The organism is Aquisalimonas asiatica, assembly GCF_900110585.1.
Taxonomy (GTDB): Bacteria; Pseudomonadota; Gammaproteobacteria; order Nitrococcales; family Aquisalimonadaceae; genus Aquisalimonas; species Aquisalimonas asiatica.
In genome coordinates this window covers 402,757-423,748 of record NZ_FOEG01000004.1, presented here as the reverse complement: position 1 = coordinate 423,748, position 20,992 = coordinate 402,757, and the positions used below count along the sequence as shown (strand labels likewise).

The 20,992-nt window shown below is 68.1% G+C and carries 19 protein-coding genes; 11 read left to right on the top strand and 8 right to left on the bottom strand.

Annotated features, from left to right (window positions below; translation table 11 throughout):
- Nucleotides 1-16 precede the first annotated feature (16 nt).
- Nucleotides 17-1,192: a coiled-coil domain-containing protein gene (locus tag BMZ02_RS11900; RefSeq protein ID WP_091643995.1), complete on the bottom strand. Its 1,176-nt coding sequence runs from the start codon at nt 1,190-1,192 to the stop codon at nt 17-19.
- A 97-nt stretch (nt 1,193-1,289) separates the two neighbouring features.
- On the bottom strand, nt 1,290-2,111 hold the full coding sequence (gene cpdA / locus BMZ02_RS11895; protein ID WP_091643992.1) for a 3',5'-cyclic-AMP phosphodiesterase: 822 nt from the start codon (nt 2,109-2,111) through the stop codon (nt 1,290-1,292).
- A gap of 189 nt (nt 2,112-2,300) precedes the next feature.
- On the opposite strand from cpdA, the gene BMZ02_RS11890 reads away from it, so the two are divergent.
- A complete protein-coding gene (locus tag BMZ02_RS11890; RefSeq protein ID WP_091643989.1) occupies nt 2,301-2,966 on the top strand; it encodes a class I SAM-dependent methyltransferase in 666 nt (221 codons plus the stop codon).
- A gap of 27 nt (nt 2,967-2,993) precedes the next feature.
- The gene (locus tag BMZ02_RS11885; RefSeq protein ID WP_139209205.1) at nt 2,994-3,428 is read left to right on the top strand and encodes a tetratricopeptide repeat protein; all 435 of its coding nucleotides are present in this window, start codon (nt 2,994-2,996) and stop codon (nt 3,426-3,428) included.
- Between the two features lie 14 nt (nt 3,429-3,442).
- On the opposite strand, the gene argA is transcribed toward BMZ02_RS11885, so the two are convergent.
- From argA to BMZ02_RS11870, 3 genes are all read right to left on the bottom strand, one after another.
- On the bottom strand, nt 3,443-4,777 hold the full coding sequence (argA, locus tag BMZ02_RS11880; protein ID WP_245754019.1) for an amino-acid N-acetyltransferase: 1,335 nt from the start codon (nt 4,775-4,777) through the stop codon (nt 3,443-3,445).
- Nucleotides 4,767-5,945, bottom strand: a complete 1,179-nt coding sequence (gene argE / locus BMZ02_RS11875) for an acetylornithine deacetylase (RefSeq protein ID WP_091643984.1) — start codon at nt 5,943-5,945, stop codon at nt 4,767-4,769. The genes argA and argE overlap by 11 nt, the downstream gene beginning before the upstream one ends.
- 187 nt (nt 5,946-6,132) lie before the next feature.
- Nucleotides 6,133-6,801, bottom strand: a complete 669-nt coding sequence (locus tag BMZ02_RS11870; RefSeq protein WP_171909912.1) for a TIGR04211 family SH3 domain-containing protein — start codon at nt 6,799-6,801, stop codon at nt 6,133-6,135.
- A 235-nt stretch (nt 6,802-7,036) separates the two neighbouring features.
- Here BMZ02_RS11870 and BMZ02_RS11865 point away from each other — a divergent pair, with 235 nt between their 5' ends.
- The 7 genes from BMZ02_RS11865 to BMZ02_RS11835 all read left to right on the top strand — a co-directional run bounded on the left by BMZ02_RS11865 (nt 7,037) and on the right by BMZ02_RS11835 (nt 14,311).
- Nucleotides 7,037-8,248, top strand: a complete 1,212-nt coding sequence (locus BMZ02_RS11865; RefSeq protein WP_091643979.1) for a class I SAM-dependent rRNA methyltransferase — start codon at nt 7,037-7,039, stop codon at nt 8,246-8,248.
- Nucleotides 8,249-8,435: 187 nt separating this feature from the next.
- Nucleotides 8,436-9,242 (top strand): prolipoprotein diacylglyceryl transferase, encoded by an 807-nt coding sequence (gene lgt / locus BMZ02_RS11860; RefSeq protein WP_091643977.1) that lies wholly within the window; start codon nt 8,436-8,438, stop codon nt 9,240-9,242.
- 10 nt (nt 9,243-9,252) lie between these two features.
- Entirely contained in the window at nt 9,253-10,047 is a 795-nt protein-coding gene (locus BMZ02_RS11855) for a thymidylate synthase (RefSeq protein ID WP_091643974.1), read from the top strand.
- A 381-nt stretch (nt 10,048-10,428) separates the two neighbouring features.
- Nucleotides 10,429-10,911: a dihydrofolate reductase gene (locus tag BMZ02_RS11850; RefSeq protein ID WP_091643971.1), complete on the top strand. Its 483-nt coding sequence runs from the start codon at nt 10,429-10,431 to the stop codon at nt 10,909-10,911.
- A 103-nt stretch (nt 10,912-11,014) separates the two neighbouring features.
- Nucleotides 11,015-11,905, top strand: coding sequence for a MerR family transcriptional regulator (locus BMZ02_RS11845; RefSeq protein WP_281244336.1), 891 nt, complete (start codon nt 11,015-11,017; stop codon nt 11,903-11,905).
- Nucleotides 11,902-13,335, top strand: a complete 1,434-nt coding sequence (locus BMZ02_RS11840; protein ID WP_091643965.1) for a cryptochrome/photolyase family protein — start codon at nt 11,902-11,904, stop codon at nt 13,333-13,335. Before BMZ02_RS11845 ends, BMZ02_RS11840 begins: the two co-directional genes overlap by 4 nt.
- 79 nt (nt 13,336-13,414) lie before the next feature.
- Nucleotides 13,415-14,311: a phosphoribosylaminoimidazolesuccinocarboxamide synthase gene (locus BMZ02_RS11835; protein WP_091643962.1), complete on the top strand. Its 897-nt coding sequence runs from the start codon at nt 13,415-13,417 to the stop codon at nt 14,309-14,311.
- A gap of 87 nt (nt 14,312-14,398) precedes the next feature.
- On the opposite strand, the gene BMZ02_RS11830 is transcribed toward BMZ02_RS11835, so the two are convergent.
- From BMZ02_RS11830 to tkt, 3 genes are all read right to left on the bottom strand, one after another.
- A complete protein-coding gene (locus tag BMZ02_RS11830; RefSeq protein WP_091643960.1) occupies nt 14,399-15,583 on the bottom strand; it encodes a phosphoglycerate kinase in 1,185 nt (394 codons plus the stop codon).
- A 79-nt stretch (nt 15,584-15,662) separates the two neighbouring features.
- The gene (locus tag BMZ02_RS11825) at nt 15,663-16,679 is read right to left on the bottom strand and encodes a type I glyceraldehyde-3-phosphate dehydrogenase (RefSeq protein ID WP_091643957.1); all 1,017 of its coding nucleotides are present in this window, start codon (nt 16,677-16,679) and stop codon (nt 15,663-15,665) included.
- Between the two features lie 2 nt (nt 16,680-16,681).
- Entirely contained in the window at nt 16,682-18,682 is a 2,001-nt protein-coding gene (gene tkt, locus BMZ02_RS11820) for a transketolase (RefSeq protein WP_091643954.1), read from the bottom strand.
- A gap of 650 nt (nt 18,683-19,332) precedes the next feature.
- Here tkt and BMZ02_RS11815 point away from each other — a divergent pair.
- Nucleotides 19,333-20,148 (top strand): glycine/sarcosine N-methyltransferase, encoded by an 816-nt coding sequence (locus tag BMZ02_RS11815; RefSeq protein ID WP_091643951.1) that lies wholly within the window; start codon nt 19,333-19,335, stop codon nt 20,146-20,148.
- A complete protein-coding gene (locus BMZ02_RS11810) occupies nt 20,145-20,984 on the top strand; it encodes an SAM-dependent methyltransferase (protein ID WP_091643948.1) in 840 nt (279 codons plus the stop codon). Before BMZ02_RS11815 ends, BMZ02_RS11810 begins: the two co-directional genes overlap by 4 nt.
- Nucleotides 20,985-20,992: the final 8 nt, after the last annotated feature.

Genomic DNA, 20,992 nt, shown 5'->3' with positions numbered 1-20,992 from the left:
CCGTAGCCCCCACGGATCAGGGGAGTACGCCGAAAAACCAGGCGCTCCCCGTTCCCAGCAACCCGATCAACACCACCAGAGCCAGCACCGATGGCCAGCGACGGGGACGCACCGGCGCGTCCTCCGCCGCAGGGGCGGGCGACGCTGCAGGCGGCCCGGGTCGGGCGCGCGGCGTGCTGTCCGGCTCCGGCGGATCGGCGACCGGGGGCGACGACGCCCCGGGCTGCCGGGCCCTGCGCTCCCGCTCGCGACGCACATCCTCGCGCTCCTGCTCCCTGACCTGCTGTTCCAGGCGCTCCAGCCGGCTACGATCCAGCGACCGGTCCGCCTGGATGACCCGAAACTCGTCGGCCAGATCGGCCTCCAGAGAACGTGCCGATGCAGGCACAACCGCACCCACATCGTCACCGGCAGATTCCGCTGCCTGAGACGCGCTGAGAACGGCATTGGCCTCACTCAGGTCCACGGGCACCGGGTTCCCGGCCCCGAACCGGGATGCCCCCCCGGTTGCGGCGGGCTCCGCGGATTCCGTCTCGTCGCGAAGACGCCGCTCCGCCTGGATCGCAACCAGCTTCTCCGCCAGGCGCACGGTCCGTTTATTGGCATGCTCGCGGCTGCGCTCCGAGAGGTTCAGCGCCTTCTTCAGCGCCGCGATCTCGTCCAGAAGGGTGGACTCGTGATCACTGCCACCGGTGTCGTCGAGCCCCTGCAGGCTCGCCACCGTTTCCTCGAGCTGCCGCGCGCGCTCCTGCTCCTCCGCCAGCGCCCGGCGTGCCTGGGCGAGATCCGCCTCCATGGCGGCCAGTTCCTCCTCGGCGCTCTGCCACGCCGAGCGGGCGGCCGCACGCGTCTGCGCCAGCTGCTCTTCGGCACTGGAGCGCGCCGATTCCTCCTGCTGCAGATACTGCTGGTTCAGGGTTTCGTAGCGACGCTGCAGGCGCTCGCTCTGCTCACGGAGCTCGCGCAGCTCCGTCTTCGCACGGCTCAGCTCCTCTTCCAGCTGCCGCCGGCGCGCCACCTCCCGGGCCTGGGCGCGGAGGTGTTCCGACTCCACGCGCTGGCGCGTGGTTTCAACCTGGCCCCGGTAGTACGCCACCTCGTCTTCGAGCCGCTGCCGCACGGCGGCCAGCTCGCGCCTCAACCGTTCGGTCTCGCCGCCGTTATCAGGGCGATTCGCATCCGTTGCTGACATGATCCCTCCACGTCCGGGCATCGTCCCGGTGTTGCCCGGTACCCGCTATCGTCCACGGTCGGGCGGGTCATGGCAACTGGGATCGGGCGGGGCGGCGTCAGTAGCCGGGCAGGCCGAGATCGAGCCCCGCCGGCACATCGCTGAGACGGATGACCTCCGTGGACAACGCACCATCAGGCCGCAGCTCGAACCAGCGGTAGCCCGGCGGCCGCGGGTCGATCCGGAAATCGTCGCTGTCGGGGTGGAACTGCACACAGGTGCTGGGGCTGGCAAGCAGGCGCACGCCGTTGCGCCAGCCGTCATACTCCTGGTGGACATGCCCCCAGACAACGGCACGCACCGAGGCGTGCCGGTCCAGGACGGCGAACAGCTCGTCGCTGTTCTGCAGGCCAAGCTGATCGATCCAGCCGCATCCCACGGGCACGGGCTGATGGTGCAGGCAGACCAGGGCGTGCCGGTCCGGGTGCGCCGAGAGACAGTCGTCGAGCCGCTGCAGCTGGCCCGCGGAGACATGGCCGGACACCGCGTCGGGCAGGGAGGAGTCAAGCATGATGCAGAGCCAGTCCCCCGCCAGCAGGGCATCACGCTGCTGCACATTGCCGGCGGCGAACGTACGGGCCAGTCGAGTCGCATCGTCGTGATTGCCGGGGATCACCAGGCCGGGGACGCCGAGCGCGTCGAACTGGCGCTTGGCATCCCGGTAGGCGGACTCGGGCCGCTCGGCACCGTCGTGGATGACGTCACCGGTCAGCAGGAGCAGGTCGGCGGGAGTACGCTGGTAGCGCACGGCATCGACCACCGCACGGCAGGTGGCCTCGGTATCGACTCCTGCCAGGCGCCCGTCGTCGCCGTAAAGGTGCGTGTCCGTGATTTGCAGGACCCGCAGGGCGCGTCCCCGCGGCAGGTCCAAGGAGTCCATACCCGTATTCGCCTCTACATGTGGATGCCGCAACGCGGTTACATTGCCAGGATCCGGTCAGTCTCTCGCGGCGACCGGCAGGTTTCTGCCGTAACCATCACATTCTCGTTCTGCCCCGCAGCAAGGCTGCCCGGACCGACTGGCCGTTACAGGAGAACTCTGGTTGATGAACGACGAGGCTGCAACATCATGACCGAGCAGACACTGAATCTCGACAGCCGCCTGCACGACTACCTGCTTTCCATCCTGCCCGGCGAGACCACCGTGGAGCGGATGCTGCGCGAGCGAACGGCGGAGTACCACGCGCCACAGATGCGCATCGGCCTGGAGCAGGCGCGCTTCATGCGCGTGCTGGCCCGGGCCATGGGCGTCCGGCAGGCGCTGGAAGTGGGGACGTTCACGGGGTATTCCGCGCTGGCCGTGGCGGAGGCGCTGCCCGATGACGGCCGCCTGGTCGCCCTGGACAACGACCCGGTCAGCACCGCAGACGCCCGGCGCTTCTGGGAGGCCGCCGGTGTGTCGGACCGCATCGAACTGCGCCTGGGAGACGCCACGGAGACGCTGGACGGCTTGATCGCCGACGGTCTTGCGGGTAGCTTCGACCTCGCGTTTATCGACGCCGACAAGGAACGCTACGCCGTCTATTACGAAAAGGCCCTGGAACTGGTCCGCCCCGGCGGGCTGATCGCTGTGGACAACGTCCTCTGGTCGGGCCACGTGGCGGATCCGGACGACCAGCGCGAGAGCACCACTGCGCTTCGGCGCTTCAACGAGACACTGGCGCGGGATCCGCGGGTGGACGTCAGTGTCGTGCCCATCGGTGACGGCGTCACCCTGGCAACCCGTCTTGCCTGAAACCTTGACCAACGGGAGTTCACACGGATGCGACAATCACTGGCTGCCCTGGTCGCCGCCATGCTGCTGGCAGGCTGCGCCGGCACGGACTCGACGGCGCCATCGGAACGCTTCGAGGAAGGCCGCCAGGCCTATGTCGCCGGTGACTACGGCACCGCGTTCGAGCGCCTGATCACCGAAGCGGAAGCAGGCAACCCGGATGCCCAGTACACCATCGGCTACATGTACTACGAGGGCCAGGGCGTCCAGCGCGACGAGGACCGCGCCCTGGAATGGATCCGCCGCGCCGCGGGTAACGGCAGCGCCCCCGCCATGGAGGCGCTGGGGGAACTGGCCGCCATGGGTCGCGGCCGCCCCGGCGTCACCGATGCCCCTGACACCGACGCCGCGGACAGCGCCCCGGATCCGGCCCCGGACGACATCCGGGAATCCCTGCCGGACGAGCTCACCGACGACTCCTGACCCGTCGGCAGCCGCTAGGTGCTGCGCAGGGGCTTGATGTAGACCTGTGAGCGCCGCTTGAGGTTGTAGAGCGCCTGACGCTCCACCGGCAAGTCCTCCAGGCGCGCCGGTTCGAACCCGCGCTCCCGGAACCAGTGGGCCGTGCGGGTGGTGAGCACGAACAGGTGATCCGCGCCGTGGGTCCGCGCCTCCCGCTCCACATGGCGCAGCAGACCGTCGCCCCGGCTGCCGCCGCGGTAGTCGGGGTGGATCACGAAACACTCCAGCTCGGCCATGCGCGCACTGCGGTGCGACGACAACGCGGCCGTGGCGATGATCATGCCGTCGCGCTCCACCACCACGTACTCGCCGATACGGGTCTCCAGGTCTTCCCGGGAGCGGCGGACCAGTACGCCCTCTCGCTCCAGCGGCTCGATCAGCTCCAGAATGCCGCCCACGTCGTCCACGGTCGCTGCACGCAGCCGTTCGAACGGATCCCCCGCCACCAGTGTGCCGACCCCGTCACGGGTAAACAGCTCCAGCAGCATGCCGCCGTCACGCTGGCGATCCACCAGGTGCACGCGCTGAACGCCCTGGCGACACGCCCGCACCGCACCGTGGAGAAGCCGGACGGCCGGGGCATCGGCCGCCGCACTGGCCCGCAAGGCGTCCAGCTGCCGCACGGCCTGGTGCAGATCGAGCTCCCGGATCAGCGCACCGGCGTCGTCCAGGAGCACCTGGCCTTCGGTCAGGTAGATCAGCTTGTCCGCCGCCAGCGCCGTGGCCACCTGCAGAGCGACGTCCTCGGCGACCAGGTTGAACACCTCCCCGGTGGGCGAATACCCGAGCGGCGGCACCAGCACCACGCTGCCGGCGGCCAGCCGCTCCCGGACGGCATCGGTATCCACCCGGCGCACCTCGCCGGTGTGCTGATAGTCGACGCCATCACGCACCCCCAGCGGCATCGCGGTGACCACGTTGCCGGAGGCGACACGCAGGCGGAAACCCGCCATGGGGGAGTTGGCCACCCCCATGGACAGCAGCGCCTCGATATCGACCCGGAGCGCGCCAACCGCCTCCTTCACCGACTCCAGCGCCGCCGCATCGGTGATGCGGAAGCCGCCGTGATACTGCAGCGCCGCGTCCCGGGCCCGCAGTCGGTCCTCCACCTGCGGGCGGGCACCGAACACCAGCACCACCTGCAGCCCGAGGCTATTGAGAAGCGCCAGATCCTGCAGCAGCGCGGCCGCGCCGTCACCGCGCAGCCCCTCGCCGCCGACACTGATCACCACGGTACGCCCGCGGTGCGCATTGATGTACGGCGAGCTGCCCCGGAACCACTGCACAAAGGCGGTATCGTCACGGGGCATGCCGCACCTCCGCCTCATCCATGCAGAACCGCCGGATGAGCCGCCGCAGCAGGTCCACCGTCGGTTGCAGCCGGTCCGCGGCCAGGTACTCATCCGGCTGGTGGGCCTGGGCGATATCCCCTGGCCCCAGCACCACTACATCCATGCCCAGATCGCGCAGGTAGGGTCCTTCCGTGCCGAAGGCCACGGCCCGGGACTCTGACCCGGTCAACTGCTCCGCGACCTGCACGATGGGCGACCCCGACGGCGTCTCCATGGGGGGCAAGCCGGGAAACAGCGACTCCATCTCCACCGCCAGCCCCGTCTCCCCGAGCACCCGCGGCAGGCGCTGGGCCAGGAGGCCGCGCAGCTCGTCCAGATTCATCCCCGGCAACGGCCGGATATCGATGTGCAGCTCGCAGTGGGCACAGATGCGGTTCGGGTTGTCGCCGCCGTGGATGTAGCCGAGATTGAGCGTGGGCACGGGCACGTCGAAGCGACGATCCACGTTGCGGGACTGGACCTGCTGTCGCCAGGCGAGGATGTCGTTCAGGATGCGGTGCATGCCTTCCAGGGCACTGTTACCGAAGGATGGGTCGCTGGAGTGCCCGGAGCGCCCGCGCACGCGGATCGCCTCCATCATCACGCCCTTGTGCAGATGCACCGGCTGCAGCCCCGTTGGTTCGCCGATCACGGCGTAACGCCCCAGTCGGCGCTCCGCCTCCACCAGCGCCTTGGCGCCGGTCATGCCGCTTTCCTCGTCGGCGGTGGCAAGAATCACCAGCGGCTGCTTGAGGTCCTCGGCACGCAGGTCCCGCACCGCCTCCACCACGAGCCCGAGAAAGGACTTCATGTCGCAGGTACCGAGCCCGTAGAGGCGCCCGTCCCGCTCGCTGAGCACGAACGGGTCCGACGTCCAGCCACTGTCGTCGTAAGGCACGGTATCGGTATGTCCCGCCAGCACGAGGCCGCCTTCACCCCGTCCCAGGGTGGCGATCAGGTTGGCCTTGTCGGCGCTGCCCGGCACCGGCTGGATCTCCACGGCAAACCCCAACCCATGCAACCACTCGCCAAGTCGCTCGACCACAGCCCGGTTACCCTGGTCGAAGGCCGGATTGACGCTGCTCACCGACGGAATGGCGATCAGCTCTTCAAGCATCTGCATGAGCCCGGGCGGCTGCTGCGGCATGAGTGGAATCTCCCGTACGATCGGGCCGCGGCTATGCGGCCCGGGATTGATGAGTCACCGGCCGTGCACACCACGGCCACATGAACATGCGTCGTGCTGCGACAACGCCTGCATCAGGGAGGATTCTGGATAAACCTGTTCCCGGGGGCAAACGGCGCGTGCAGCGGGACGCGGCCCCCGGAGTCGGTCAGAGGCCGCCGCCACCCCAGCTGGAGCGTCGGCGCCAGCGCATGTGCGGCAGAATCAGGCCGGCGAGGATACCGGCACCCAGCACCGATGCACCGACGATGAACCAGCGCTGGTCGTCACGGTCACGCAGACGCTCGCGCTCCTGCTCCACGTCCTGGAGCTCGCGCTGGAGATCAATGACGCGCTTCTTGAGCTCCTCGTTCTCCTCGTAGAGATCGAGGCCCTGCTCGGCCTGCTCCATGCGCTGCTCCAGCGTCTCGCGCTCGCTCTCGCTGGTGCCGAGGCGCTGCTCAAGCTCCTCGACGCGCGCTTCGGCGGCAGCGAGGCTCTCCTCGAGCTCGCTGTTCTCCTGCTGCACGTTCTCCAGCGCGCTCTCGGACCGGCTGAGCCGCACCCTGGCGCTGGGCTGATCGGTAAGCATGCGCGTGAGCACCCAGCCCTCGAGACCATCGGGCAGGCGGACCTGGCTCCAGCCGGACGCCTCGTCCATGACCTCGACCCGTGTACCGGCCGGCACCATGCGCTCGATGCGGTACTGATTGCCCGGACCGGTCCGCAGATCAAGACCCAGCTCGTCGGTGATGAAACGGTCCTGGGCACTGACCATGGCGGGAATGGCCAGCAACAGTGCCGCCACCAGGGCGACGCATCTCGCAGCAGCAGTCACGCAACACTCTCCAGTAACACGGCGCGGAAGGGCCGAAAATTGTAGCGCCAGGCGCCCGACAGGCAAGCCGACGCCATTTGGCGACAGGTGTTGCAGCATAGCACCATCCACACCGGCGCGGGCAGGTCAGCCACGGGATACCTGGCAAAGGCGCCAGCATCCCGCGTAGAATCCGCCCTCTTGCCATCCGGCTCACAGACAGCAGGGCCACGCACGACCGCGGAGAGTTTAGACCATGGCGCAGACACGCCCCTCCCTCTACCTCAAGCAGGGTGAAGAGCGCCGCCTGCGCGCGGGCCACCTGTGGGTGTTCAGCAACGAAGTGGACAGCGCCCGCTCCCCCCTGAAAGCCTTCGAGCCGGGGCAGGACGCCACGCTGCGGGACCACTCCGGCCGCCCCCTGGGCACGGCGTACGTGAACCCGCACTCGCTGATCTGCGCACGCCTGATCAGCCGCGACCCGGAGCGCGGGCTGGACGAGTCCCTGCTGGTCCATCGCCTGAACCTGGCGCTGGCGCTGCGCGAGCGCCATTTCCCCACGCCCCACTACCGCCTGGTCCACGGGGACGGTGACGGCCTCTCCGGGCTGGTGATTGACCGCTACGGCGATACCTGCGTGGTCCAGCCCAACACCGCCGGCATGGACCGCGCCCTGGACGCCATCATCAGCGCCCTGCAGCGTGTGCTGGCGCCGGCCCACGTCCTGGTGCGCGCGGACAGCCCCCTCCGGGAGCTGGAGGGCCTGGAGAGCACTGTTGACTGGGCCGGCGGCGCAGGCCCCGATGCACTGGAAATCATCGAGAACGGGCTCACTTTCTCGGTTCCGGCCACCACTGGCCAGAAGACCGGCTGGTACTACGACCACCGCGCCAACCGGGCCCGGATCGCGCCCTACGTCCGCGGCATGCGCGTCCTGGATGTATTCAGCTACGCCGGCGCCTGGGGCCTGCAGGCCCTCGCCGCCGGCGCTGAATCGCTGGTTGCCGTGGACAGCTCCTCGGATGCACTGGACGCCCTGGACGCCAACGCGGAGCGCAATGGCCTCGGCGAGCACGTCACCGGGGTCGAGGGCGACGCCTTCGACGTGCTCAAGGCGCTGCGCCAGGACGGTGAGCGGTTCGACGCCGTAATCGTCGACCCGCCGGCCTTCGTCAAGCGCAAGAAGGATCTGAAGGCCGGACTCTCCGGCTACCGCCGCCTCAACCAGCTGGCGCTGCAGGTGCTGGAAAAGAACGGGGTGCTCATCTCCGCCTCGTGCTCCGCGCACGTGGACGAACAGCAGCTCCTGGGCGAAGTCCTGGGCGCCGCCCGGCACGTGGACCGCTCACTGCAGCTGGTGGAACGGGGCGGGCAGGCGCCCGATCACCCGGAACATCCGGCCATCCCGGAGAGTCGGTACCTCAAGGCCCTGTTCACCAGAGTGGCACCGGCGTGGAGTACGCCGTAGCCGAGGCGGCGCACGGCGTGGTAACACGGGCCCATGGGCCGTGACGCGCCCGTAGGGTGGACCTGAAGGTCCACCCTACGGCTGCTCGTCATCGGCCGTCCATGGCCGATGACGGTCCGTGACCGAGTCACCGCCTGGGCGCCATACGAGCTGCAACCTCTCCACCAGGAAGGTAAGATCGCCAATCATGCTGACTTATCCAGACATCGACCCGGTCGCCATCGACCTCGGCCCCATCGCCATCCACTGGTACGGCCTCATGTACCTGGTGGGCTTTCTCGGCGCCTGGCTGCTCGGCCGCTGGCGGGCGCGCCGCGACGACAGCCCGGTCCGGCCGCAGCAGATGGAAGACGTCCTCGTTTTCGGCGCCATCGGCGTCATCCTGGGCGGGCGCATCGGCTACGTCCTGTTCTACGAGACCGCCCTGCTCACCACCGACCCGCTGGCGCTGATCCGCATCTGGGAAGGGGGCATGAGCTTCCACGGCGGGCTGCTCGGCGTGCTCGCCGGGCTCTGGCTCTACAGCTGGCGCACGGGCTGCGGCTTTCTGCGCCTGACGGACTTCGCCGCCCCCCTGGTGCCCATCGGGCTGGGCGCCGGCCGCCTCGGCAACTTCATCAACGGCGAGCTGTGGGGGCGCGTGAGCGACGTGCCGTGGGCCATGGTCTACCCGCCCATGGGGCCCGACCCGCGCCACCCGAGCCAGCTCTACCAGTTCCTGCTGGAAGGCGTGGTGCTGTTCGTGGCGCTGTGGCTGTTCTCGCGCAAACCGCGGCCGACCATGGCCGTGTCCGGGCTGTTCCTGGTGCTCTATGGCAGCTTCCGGTTCATCGTCGAGTTCGTGCGCCTGCCTGACGAGCAACTGGGCTACCTGGCCTTCGACTGGTTCACCATGGGGCAACTGCTGTCGCTGCCCATGGTCGCCCTGGGCGCGGCACTGCTGTACCTCGCTTACAGCCGCGGCCAGGGCACCACCGCCGGCAACAGGACATAGGAGAGCGGCCGTGCAGCAGTACCTCGACCTCATGCGCCACGTGCGCGACCACGGCTTCCGCAAGGAGGACCGCACCGGCACGGGCACCCTGTCCGTGTTCGGCCACCAGATGCGCTTCGACCTGACTGATGGCTTCCCGCTGGTGACCACCAAGAAGATTCACCTGAAATCGGTGATCCACGAGCTGCTGTGGTTTCTCAGCGGCGACAGCAACATCGGCTACCTCAAGCGCCACGGCGTCAGCATCTGGGACGCGTGGGCCGACGACAACGGCGATCTCGGCCCCGTCTACGGCGTGCAGTGGCGCTCCTGGCCGGCACCCAACGGCGAGCGCATTGACCAGATCGGCCGCCTGCTGGAGCAGATCCGCCGCAACCCGGACTCGCGCCGGCTCATGGTCAGCGCCTGGAACCCGGCGGAAGTGGACGACATGGCCCTGCCGCCGTGCCATGCGCTGTTCCAGTTCTACGTGGCCGACGGCCGCCTCTCCTGCCAGCTCTACCAACGCAGCGCGGACATCTTCCTGGGCGTGCCGTTCAACATCGCCTCCTACGCGCTGCTGACCCTGATGATTGCCCAGGTCACGGGCCTGCGCCCGGGGGCGTTCGTGCACACCCTCGGCGACGCGCACCTGTACCTGAACCACCTGGAGCAGGCGGACACCCAGCTGGCACGCACACCGCACCCGTTGCCGACCATGCATCTGAACCCGGCGGTGGACGACCTGTTCGCGTTCACCTACGACGATTTCCGTCTGGAAGGCTACAACCCGGAGCCGCACATCAAGGCGCCGGTCGCGGTTTGAGTTCCGGCGCAGGCAACGGATCGTAGCAGGCACAGGCTCCGGGCGGGTGATGCGGTCACGGACCGTCATCGGCCAGGGATGGCCGATGCCGAGCCTACAGGGACGTACTTGTTGGCGTGTCCGTGACCGCATTGCCCGCCCGGAGCCCCCGGACGCATCCCCGGCGGCCGGGAGAAGCAGCTAGTCTCCCCGCCCGGAGCTGTGAGGCATATTCCGGGGGGTGGGGATCGGGTACGCCGGTCATGGACACGCCACGAGTACCTCCCTGTAGGCTCGTCTCCAGCCGTCCATGGCTGGAGACGGTCCATGACCGGCGCACCCGATCCCCACCGTGCCTTTGTTTGAGGTCGACCCACGAACGCAGCGGAGCGGATATTCACCATGATCTCACTCATCGCCGCCCTCACCCCCGACCACGTCATCGGCAAGGGCAACGACCTGCCCTGGCGCATTCCCGACGACCTGCGCCACTTCAAGCGCACCACCCGCGGCAAGCCGGTGATCATGGGGCGCCGCAACTACCTCTCCATCGGCCGCCCGCTGCCGGACCGTCACAACATCGTCATGACGCGCAACCCCGACTTCCAGGCCCCCGGCTGTACCGTCGTCGCCGACGCCGATGCCGCACTCACCGCGGCGGGGGACGCCAGGGAAGTCATGATCATCGGTGGCGCCGAGATCTACCGGCTGTTCCTGCCCCGCGCCGACCGCCTCTACCTCACCTGGGTCCACACCGCCATTGATGGCGACACCTGGTTTCCCGCCTTCGACGCGCACGACTGGCAGGTGATCGACGAGCGCCACCAGGCACCCGACGACAACACCCCCTTCCCGTTGCATTTCCAGACACTGGCGCGTCGCTGACCCCGGATCCGGCAGCCGGCCGGGAACAACCGCTTGATGAACTGATACAATAGCTATACATTCGGACCGTGGCCGGCCGTGGCGGCCAAAGGGAGTCAGCGCGTTGAGCAAGGGGCTATATCCAATCCGGACGATTTCGTCCATGACCGGGGTCAACCCGGTGACATTGCGCGCCTGGGAGCGGCGCTACGGGCTGATCCGCCCACAGCGCACCCCCAAGGGGCACCGTCTCTACACCGAACGGGACATCGACCGCATCAACCAGATCCTGGTACTGCTGGACCGGGGCATCCCCATCAGCCAGGCGCGGCAGGTGCTGGACGAGGGCGACGGGGACGCGGCGGCCACCACGGCGGAGACCACGGACCCGGGCGAGGACACCTGGAGCGCCCTGCTGACGCGCATGCGCACCGGGGTGACCGTTTATGACGAACAGGCCTTGTCGGAGTGTTACGAAGAGGCCTGTTCGCTGTTCGCCCCGAGCCAGGTGCAGCACCACCTGCTGGCGCCGCTGTACCGGCAGTTTCCACCCGGGGGCAGCGCCGACGACCAGGCCGCACGCGCCTTTCTCCACAGCTGGCTGCGCACGGTCCTGAGTGCCCGCATGCATCACCGCTGCCGCCGGGCGGCCGGGCCCCGGGTCCTGCTGGCGACCACGGACTCCGGCGCCGACGACATCCCGCTGCTGCTGCTGGGCCTGCAGCTGATCGACCACGGATTCCGGACCGCGCTTCTGGGGTGCGCCGTGGACACGGACGCGCTGGCAACCGCCGCCCGCCAGACCGGCGCCGAAAGTGTGTTGCTGTGGACCGGCGGCGATACCGGCGGCACAGCCGGACTGAACCGGCTCGCTGGCGACGTGCCGGTCTTCGTCGCCGGCAACACCGCCCCTCTCCAGGGCCATGCCGAGCGGTTCACGCTCGTGGACGGCGAGGACACCGGCGCAGCCGTACGCGCTCTGGACACGCACTACAACCAGCGCCAGTCTGCATGACGACAACGCTGGTCTGGTTCCGCCGCGACCTGCGCCTGCACGACAATCCCGCCCTGAGCGCGGCGGCGGCTGCCGGCGCGGTGTTGCCCGTCTATATCCATGCACCCGATGAAGAATCCCCGTGGGCACCGGGTGGCGCCAGCCGGTGGTGGCTTCATCATAGCCTGGCGGCGCTCCAGGACCAGCTCGCCCGCCACCGGTTGCCGCTGCTCATTGCCACCGGAACCACGACGCTGGAGACCCTGCGCAGGCTGATTCGCGAGACGGGTGCCGACGCGGTGGCCTGGAACCGGCTCTACGATCCGGCCATTATCGAACGGGACCAACAGATCAAGCGCATCCTGCGGGAAGAAGGCATCGGTGCCGAGAGCCACAAGGGCGCCCTGCTCTTCGAACCCTGGGAGATCCGCAAGGGCGACGGCGGCCACTACCGCACCTTCACCCCCTTCTGGCGGAGCCTGCGGCGGCAGGCGTCGCCGGATCGCCCCTTGCCGGTTCCCGACATGGACGCACCGGCCGCACGCCCCGCTTCCACCGCCCTCGATGACCTCCGGCTACTGCCGGCCATCCGCTGGGACAGGGGCTTCGAGCCGGTCTGGTCGCCCGGTGAAGCGGGCGCCTGGCAGCGGCTGACGACGTTTCTGGAGGCGCGCCTGCGCGGCTACGACGACCGGCGTGACTGGCCCTCCGTCCCCGGGACATCGGGGCTGTCCCCTCACCTGCATTTCGGCGAGATCAGCCCGCGGCAGATCTGGACCGCCACGCGCGATTCACCGGGTGGCGATGGCGACGATGCGGAATCGTTCCTCAGCGAAGTGGCCTGGCGTGAGTTCGGCCACCACCTGCTGTTCCATTTCCCCGGCATGCCCGACGACCCCATCGACACCCGCTTCCGTGCCTTTCCCTGGGACCCGGACGGGGACACCGCCCTGGCGGCGTGGCAGGCGGGGCAGACCGGTATACCCATCGTCGACGCCGGCATGCGCGAACTGTGGCAGACCGGCTGGATGCACAACCGGCTGCGCATGGTGGTAGGCTCGCTGCTGACCAAGAACCTGCGCGTCCCGTGGCAGCGGGGCGAGGCCTGGTTCTGGGATACGCTGGTGGACGCGGACCTCGCCAACAACAGCATGGGCTGGCAGTGGATCCAGGGCTGCGGCGCCGACGCCGCGCCCTATTTCCGGGTGTTCAATCCGGTGCGCCAGGGCGAGCGCTTCGACCCGGACGGCGCCTACGTGCGCCAGTGGGTGCCGGAGCTGGAGACCCTCCCGGCGAAGCACATCCACGCGCCGTGGCAGGCGCCCGCGGATGTGCTGCGCGATGCCCGTGTGACGCTGGGCGTAACCTACCCCCACCCGATTGTCGACCTCAAGGCATCCAGACAGGCCGCGCTCGACGCCTATCAGACCATCCGCAACGCGGACGCCTGAACCGCACGCGCCGGCTTGGCGCTGACTGCAGCGGTTCCGGTATCATCGCGACTCACGCACGAGCCAATGGAACGGAACCATGACGCAACCCCCGGCGCGCCTGCATACCAGCTCCCTGCACAGCCTGCCCCTGATCCAGCAGGGCAAGGTCCGCGACATCTACGCCGTGGACGACGACCACATGCTCATCGTCACCACGGACCGCCTGTCCGCGTTCGACGTGGTCCTCCCCGACCCGGTCCCGGGCAAGGGGCTGGTGCTGACACGGGTGTCGAATTTCTGGTTCGACCGCCTGCGGGGCATCATTCCCAACCACCTGGCGGCGATGCCGCTTGCCGAGGCCGTGCCCGATGCGGACGACCGGGCACAGATCGAGGGGCGTGCGGTGGTGGTTCGCCGGCTCCGCCCCCTGCCGGTGGAAGCGATCGTGCGCGGCTACATCAGCGGCTCCGGCTGGAAGGACTACCAGGCCAGCGGCGAAGTCTGCGGTATCCGCCTGCCGGACGGGCTGCAGCAGGCCCAGCAGCTGCCGGAACCCATCTACACGCCATCCACGAAAGCCGCCGTGGGCGACCACGACGAGAACGTCGCGTTCGAGGCCACCATCGGGGCCCTGGGCCGCCCGCTGGCGGAGCAGATCCGGGACGTGTCACTGCGACTCTACCGGGAGGCGGCGGCGTACGCCGCGCCCCGCGGCATCATCATCGCCGACACCAAGTTCGAGTTCGGCCTCGATGCCGATGACCGGCTGACGCTCATCGACGAGGCGCTCACCCCGGACTCCTCCCGCTTCTGGCCCGCAACCGACTACCGCATCGGCACCTCGCCACCGAGCTTCGACAAGCAGTTCGTGCGCGATTACCTGGAGACGCTGGACTGGGACAAGACGGCCCCGGGGCCGACGCTGCCGGAGGAGATCCTGCGGCAGACGGCGGAGAAATACCGGGAGGCGGCACGGCTGCTGACCGGCGAATGATCCCCGGTCGTGCCAACGTGGTGTCGCGGCTTGCGCCGCTCCCACAACGCCATGACGTTCCGTAGGAGCGGCGCAAGCCGCGACCATTCACACCGTCCGGGCGCGCTCTTCCAGGATGGCCACTGCCGGCAGGGTCTTGCCTTCCAGGAACTCCAGGAAGGCACCGCCGCCGGTGGAGATGTAGGAGATCCGGTCCCCCACCCCGTAGCGGGACACCGCCGCCAGGGTGTCGCCGCCGCCGGCGATGGAGAACGCCTCGCTGGCCGCGATGGCCTCGCTCAACGCCTGCGTACCGCCCCCGAACTGCTCGAACTCGAACACGCCCACCGGGCCGTTCCAGACGATGGTCCCGGCCTGCTTGAGCAGCGTGGCGTAATGGCGGGCGGTCTCCGGGCCGATATCCAGGATCAGGTCGTCGTCAGCCACATCGGCCACCGGCTTGGTGGTCGCCGCCGCGTCCTCGGCGAACGCCTTGGCAGTCACCACGTCCGTGGGCACGGGAATCTCGCCACCCTTGGCCCGTGCCGCCTCCATGAGTCGCTTCGCCTCGTCGACCAGGTCCGCCTCGTAGAGCGACTTGCCCACCGGGTGACCGGCGGCGGCGATGAAGGTGTTGGCAATACCGCCGCCGACGATGAGCTGATCCACCACACCGGAGAGGGACTCCAGCACCGTGAGCTTGGTGGACACCTTGGAGCCGCCGACAATGGCGGTCATGGGCCGCGCCGGCGTCTCCAGGGCCTTGCCCAGGGCGTCCAGCTCGGCGGCCAGTAGCGGGCCGGCGCAGGCCACCGGGGCGTAGCGCGCCACGCCGTGGGTGGAGGCCTGGGCGCGGTGAGCGGTGCCGAAGGCGTCCATGACGAACACGTCGCAGAGCGCTGCCATGCGCTGTGCCAGGCCATCGTCGTTGGCCTTTTCGCCTGCGTTGAAGCGCACGTTCTCGCACAGCACCAGTTCGCCGTCATCGACAGTGAGGCCGTCGAGCCAGCTGGTTTCCAGCCGCACATCCCGGCCGAGCAGTTCGCCCAGGCGCAGGGCCACGGGCGCCAGGGAGGCGGACGGATCGGGCTGGCCCTCCTTCGGACGCCCCAGGTGGCTCAGCAGCATCACCTTGGCGCCCGCATCCAGGGCGTGCCGGATGGTGGTCAGGGAGGCGCGCAGGCGCGTGTCGTCGGTAACCCGGCCGGCGTCATCCACGGGCACGTTGAGGTCCTCCCGGATCAGGACACGCTTGCCGGCAAGGTCCAGGTCGGTCATGCGGAGCACGGACATGGGCACTTCCTTTCGGTTGGTCGGTGAATCGGGCCGGCATTGCCCACGCGGCGCAGAGGCGACGGACGGCGGACCGCGATCAGGCCGCCCTGAGCCACCGTTCGGCCACGTCGAGCATCCGGTTGGCGAACCCCCACTCGTTGTCGAACCACAGCATCAGGTGCGCGAGATCGCCGCTGACACGGGTCTGTGTTCCGTCGACGATGACAGAGCGCGGGTCGTGATTGAAGTCCGTGGACGCGTGTGCGCGGTCGCTGTAGCCGAGCACGCCGGCCATCGGCCCTTCTGCGGCCGCCTTCAGCAGATCGTTGAGGGCGGCCGCTTCGACGCGCCTGTTCAGCTGCAGACTCACGTCCATTGCCGACACATTCAGCGTCGGCACGCGCAGGTGTTGCGCATGGATACGGTCGGTCAACTCCGGCATGAACCGGGCGATCCCGCGGGCCAGCCCGGTGGAGACGGGCACGATGGAGGCGAGCGCCGAGCGCGTGCGGCGCAGATCCGAGGCGTGGTAGCCATCCACCAGCGGCTGATCATTCATCACCGAATGAACGGTGGTGACGCTGGCCGCCTCGATACCCACGTAGTCCTGCAGCAGCCGCAGCACCGGCAGCAGGCAGTTGGTGCTGCACGAGGCGTTGGATACCAGCCGGTGCTCGGGTTTCAGTGCGTTGGCGTTCACGCCCTGCACCACCGTCAGATCCACATCCGAGGCGTCGGCCATGGGGTGGGAGATCAGCAGCCGCGGTGCGCCCGCCGCCAGATGGCGCTCGGCGCCGGCGCGCTGACTGAAGCTGCCGGAGCACTCCAGCACCAGGTCCACGTGGTGGACCCCCCAATTGATCCCTTCCGGATCGGTGGCGTGACTGACGGCAATCGGCTGGCCATCCACGACCAGGTCCCTGCCATCCACCTCCACGCGACCCGGAAACGCGCCGTGCGTGGAGTCAAAGCGTGTGAGGTGGGCGATGCTCTCCAGGTCCGCGGGCTCGTTGATGGCGACCACGCTCATGCGGTCCCGGCGATCGCCTTCGTGCAGCGCGCGCAGGATACAGCGACCGATCCGGCCATAGCCATTGATGGCAAGGCGCAGCATCGTCAGTGACCGAGCACGGCGCGCGCCTGTGCGAGCACGTTGTCGACAGTGAAGCCGAAGTGCCTGAACAGATCGCCTGCCGGAGCGGACTCGCCGAAGCCGTGCATGCCCACGACACGGCCTCGCGGCCCGACGAACCGGTACCAGTACTCGGCCGACGCCGCCTCGATGGCGACGCGCCGGTCACAGGCAGCGGGAAGCACGGACTCACGGTAGGCCTCGTCCTGCGCCTCGAAGACATCCACCGCCGGCATGGACACCACCCGCGCGGCAACGCCGTCGGACTGCAGCTGCTCCCAGGCCTCCACGGCCAGGCCCACTTCCGCCCCGGTGGCAATCAGGATCAGTTCCGGGGCGCTGCCACTGTCCCGGAGCACGTAGCCACCGCGTCGAATGGCGTCGATCTGGTCCGGAGCACGCTCCTGATGGGGCAGACCCTGCCGGCTGAGCACCAGAGCGGTCGGCCCGTCGGCACGCTCGATGGCGGCGCGCCAGGCGACGACGGTCTCCACGGCGTCACAGGGACGCCACAGGCTCAAGCGGGGGATCATGCGCAGACTGGCCAGGTGCTCGACGGGCTGGTGCGTCGGCCCGTCCTCACCCAGACCGATGGAGTCGTGGGTGTAGACCATCACGTTGCGCTGGCCCATGAGGGCGGCCATGCGTACGGCGTTGCGGGCGTAGTCGGAGAACACCAGGAAGGTGCCGCCGTAGGGGATGAAACCGCCGTGCAGGGCAATGCCGTTCTGGATTGCGGTCATGGCGAACTCGCGCACGCCATAGAAAATGTAGTTGCCGTCGCCGTCCGCCGCGGTCACCGGGGTGCACCCGGACCAGCGGGTGTTGTTGGACCCGGTGAGGTCGGCGGAGCCGCCGACCAGGTCGGGCAGATAGGGGCCGAACCCTTCCAGCGCCATCTCCGATGCCTTGCGGCTGGCAACGGATGCGCCGTCTTCCGCCGCCTTGCGGATGAGATCGTCGGCGTGCTCCGCGAAGCTGGCGGGCAGCGCCCCCTGCATGCGCCGGTCGAACTCGGCCGCCAGTTCCGGATGGGCCCGCCGGTAGTCCTCGTGAACGCGCTGCCACGCCTCTTCGGCGGCAGCGCCGGCCGTACGGGCGTCCCAGCCCTCGTAGACGGCATCGGGCACTTCAAACGGCCCGTGGTCCCACTTGAGGAACTCGCGGGTGGCCTGGATCTCGTCATCGCCCAGGGGGGCGCCGTGAACGCTGTGGCTGCCACAGGCGTTGGGGGCGCCGAAACCGATCACGGTCTTGCAGCAGATCAGCGTGGGCTTGTCGGACTCCTGGCGCGCCTTGCGAATGGCGGCGTCAATGGCCTCACTGTCATGGCCATCCACGTCGGCGATCACGTGCCAGCCGTAGGCCCGGAACCGCGCGGGCGTGTTGTCGGTAAACCAGCCCTCGACCTTGCCGTCGATGGAGATGCCGTTGTCATCGTAGAAGACGATCAGCTTGCCGAGCCCCAGCGTGCCGGCAAGCGAACAGGCCTCGTGCGAGATGCCTTCCATGAGGCAGCCGTCGCCGGCGAAGCAGTAGGTGTGGTGATCCACCAGTTCGTGACCGGGCCGGTTGAACTGCGCGGCCAGGATCTTCTCCGCCAGCGCCATGCCCACCGCGTTGGCCAGCCCCTGCCCCAGCGGGCCGGTGGTCGTCTCGACACCCGGCGTATAGCCGAGCTCGGGGTGTCCGGGCGTCCGTGAATCGAGCTGACGGAAGCGGCGGATATCCTCCATGCCCAGGTCGTAACCGGAGAGATGCAGCAGGCTGTACAGCAGCATGGATCCGTGCCCGTTGGAGAGCACGAACCGGTCCCGGTTCCACCAGTCGGGGTTGGCCGGGTTGTGCCGCAGGTGGTCATTCCACAGCACCTCGGCGATGTCCGCCATGCCCATGGGCGCACCGGGATGACCGGACTTCGCTTGCTGGACGGCATCCATGCTGAGCGCACGGATCGCATTGGCAAGTTCACGACGAGAGGGCATCGGCGACAGTCTCCGGATCTGCAAGTGGACGACAGCCACCCGGGCACTCCCGGGCACGCTGAAAGCCGTGAATTGTCTCGAAATCCACGGCCCCGGGCAAGACAGCCGGAAGCGCCGCCATACGCCGGCTCCGACAGCCATTTCCCCGCCGTCACCGTTTACAACGGTTGAAATCCTCTCAGAACACGATAGGTTAGGGGGGGTACTGCGCCAGACCTGCAATCAATGGCGCAGTGAGAATTTGCCTTTCGTCGCGTACTGGACGCTCGCCACATACACAAGGCGACTCGTACGTCGACCCAGGCACCGCGTCGGCAAGGTGACGCGTTGCGTGTCCTTCGGGCTGCCGGAGCTGGATGACCTGCATCACCAGGTTTCCCCGTCCTGCTCTGTGGCCAAAAACAATCAACTTTTTTCCAGTGCGGACGCTCAGCAGACGTCTGGGTTCCGCAAGAAGGCTGCCGGCCGCACACCACCATTGCGGCTGATCAGCAACAGTGCAGCTGTTTTCGCCGAGCCAGCAGGTTTGGAGACGCATTCGTGCATCCAGACCATTCGTGGTTCAGGTATTGAAGTACGGGCACCTGACACCCCGGGCCGGTCGCGTGCCAGCTGCACGCATTTTTCCCTGGACGGTGGGAGGTAACACTATGTCTTCGACAGCAAGTAAAGATCAGGCTTTCGGGCCGAAACCCGAGGAATGTCGCGATACCGATCATTACGTGAAAGAGTACAACGACGGCTTCGTCGACAAATGGGACGACCTGATCGACTGGGACAGTCGCGCGGAGAGCGAGGGTGATTTCTTCATCCAGACGCTCAAGGAGCGCGGCGTCAAGCGGATCCTGGACGTTGCCTGCGGCACCGGCTTCCACTCGGTCCGTCTGATCGAGGCCGGCTTTGACGTGGTGAGCGCCGACGGCAGCGCCGACATGCTCGCCAAGGCGTTCGAGAACGGGCGCAAGCGCGGACACATCCTGCGCACGGTCCAGGCCGACTGGCGCCAGCTGAACCGGGACATCAACGGCCGCTACGATGCGGTGATCTGCCTGGGTAACTCCTTCACCCACCTGTTCAACGAGAATGATCGCCGCAAGACACTGGCGGAGTTCTATTCCGCGCTGAACCATGACGGTGTGCTGATCCTGGACCAGCGTAACTACGACTCCATCCTGGATCACGGCTACTCCAGCAAGCACACGTACTACTACTGCGGCAACGACATCTCGGTCTACCCCGAGTACGTGGACCCTGGCCTGACCCGCTTCCGCTACGCCTTCCCCGATGACTCCGTTTACCACCTCAACATGTTCCCGCTGCGGAAGGCCTATGCGCGCCGTCTGATGCGCGAGGTCGGGTTCCAGGACATCCAGACCTACGGCGATTTCAAGGAGACCTACCGGGAGAGCGAGCCGGACTTCTTCATCCACTTCGCCGAGAAGAAGTATGTGGAGGACGAACAATGAGCAGCCAGAACTACACCGGTGCCGTCGCCACGGCACGCGAGTACTACAATAGTGACGATGCGGACCGCTTCTACCACCGGGTATGGGGCGGCGAGGACATCCACGTTGGCCTCTACGAGGATGACGTGGAACCCATCGCCGATGCCAGCCGCCGCACCGTCGCGCACATGGGCGACCTGCTGGGCGAGCTGACCCCGGAGCACAAGGTCCTGGACCTGGGCGCCGGCTACGGCGGCACGGCCCGCTATCTGGCGTCCTCGTTCGGATGCCCCGTCGTGGCCCTGAACCTCTCGGAGGTGGAGAACGAGCGCGATCGCGAGATGAACCGCGCCGTGGGCCTGGAGCACATGATCGAGGTGCTGGACGCGAGCTTCGAGGAGATTCCTTACCCGGACAACCACTTCGACGTGGTGTGGTCCCAGGACTCCTTCCTGCACAGCGGCAACCGCGAGAAGGTCATCGAGGAAGCAGCGCGGGTGCTCAAGCCGGGCGGCGTGCTGATCTTCACCGACCCGATGCAGGCGGATGATTGCCCCGAGGGCGTGCTTCAGCCCATCCTTGACCGCATCCACCTGGAGACGCTCGGTTCGCCGAAGTTCTACCGGGAGACGGCGAAGAAGTACGGCCTCGAGGAGATCGACTACGAGGACCACGCCCACCAGCTGCCGCGCCATTACGGCCGGGTGCTGGAGGAGACCAAGCGGCGCGAGGCCAGCCTGGAAGGGGAAATCTCCCAGGGCTACATCGACCGCATGAAGACGGGTCTGCAGCACTGGGTCGACGGTGGCAACAATGGCTACCTGGCCTGGGGCATTTTCCGCTTCCGCAAGGCGTAACGCCGACG

Excerpts from the sequence above, each read along its gene's own strand:
- BMZ02_RS11865 (WP_091643979.1), top strand. The coding sequence starts at position 7,037 with ATGGCGCAGACACGCCCCTCCCTCTACCTCAAGCAGGGTGAAGAGCGC.
- BMZ02_RS11835 (WP_091643962.1), top strand. The coding sequence starts at position 13,415 with ATGACGCAACCCCCGGCGCGCCTGCATACCAGCTCCCTGCACAGCCTG.
- BMZ02_RS11885 (WP_139209205.1), top strand. The coding sequence starts at position 2,994 with ATGCGACAATCACTGGCTGCCCTGGTCGCCGCCATGCTGCTGGCAGGC.
- BMZ02_RS11890 (WP_091643989.1), top strand. The coding sequence starts at position 2,301 with ATGACCGAGCAGACACTGAATCTCGACAGCCGCCTGCACGACTACCTG.
- tkt (WP_091643954.1), bottom strand. The coding sequence starts at position 18,682 with ATGCCCTCTCGTCGTGAACTTGCCAATGCGATCCGTGCGCTCAGCATG.
- argE (WP_091643984.1), bottom strand. The coding sequence starts at position 5,945 with ATGCCGCAGCAGCCGCCCGGGCTCATGCAGATGCTTGAAGAGCTGATC.
- BMZ02_RS11850 (WP_091643971.1), top strand. The coding sequence starts at position 10,429 with ATGATCTCACTCATCGCCGCCCTCACCCCCGACCACGTCATCGGCAAG.
- BMZ02_RS11815 (WP_091643951.1), top strand. The coding sequence starts at position 19,333 with ATGTCTTCGACAGCAAGTAAAGATCAGGCTTTCGGGCCGAAACCCGAG.
- BMZ02_RS11900 (WP_091643995.1), bottom strand. The coding sequence starts at position 1,192 with ATGTCAGCAACGGATGCGAATCGCCCTGATAACGGCGGCGAGACCGAA.
- lgt (WP_091643977.1), top strand. The coding sequence starts at position 8,436 with ATGCTGACTTATCCAGACATCGACCCGGTCGCCATCGACCTCGGCCCC.
- BMZ02_RS11810 (WP_091643948.1), top strand. The coding sequence starts at position 20,145 with ATGAGCAGCCAGAACTACACCGGTGCCGTCGCCACGGCACGCGAGTAC.
- BMZ02_RS11840 (WP_091643965.1), top strand. The coding sequence starts at position 11,902 with ATGACGACAACGCTGGTCTGGTTCCGCCGCGACCTGCGCCTGCACGAC.
- BMZ02_RS11830 (WP_091643960.1), bottom strand. The coding sequence starts at position 15,583 with ATGTCCGTGCTCCGCATGACCGACCTGGACCTTGCCGGCAAGCGTGTC.
- BMZ02_RS11825 (WP_091643957.1), bottom strand. The coding sequence starts at position 16,679 with ATGCTGCGCCTTGCCATCAATGGCTATGGCCGGATCGGTCGCTGTATC.
- cpdA (WP_091643992.1), bottom strand. The coding sequence starts at position 2,111 with ATGGACTCCTTGGACCTGCCGCGGGGACGCGCCCTGCGGGTCCTGCAA.
- argA (WP_245754019.1), bottom strand. The coding sequence starts at position 4,777 with ATGCCCCGTGACGATACCGCCTTTGTGCAGTGGTTCCGGGGCAGCTCG.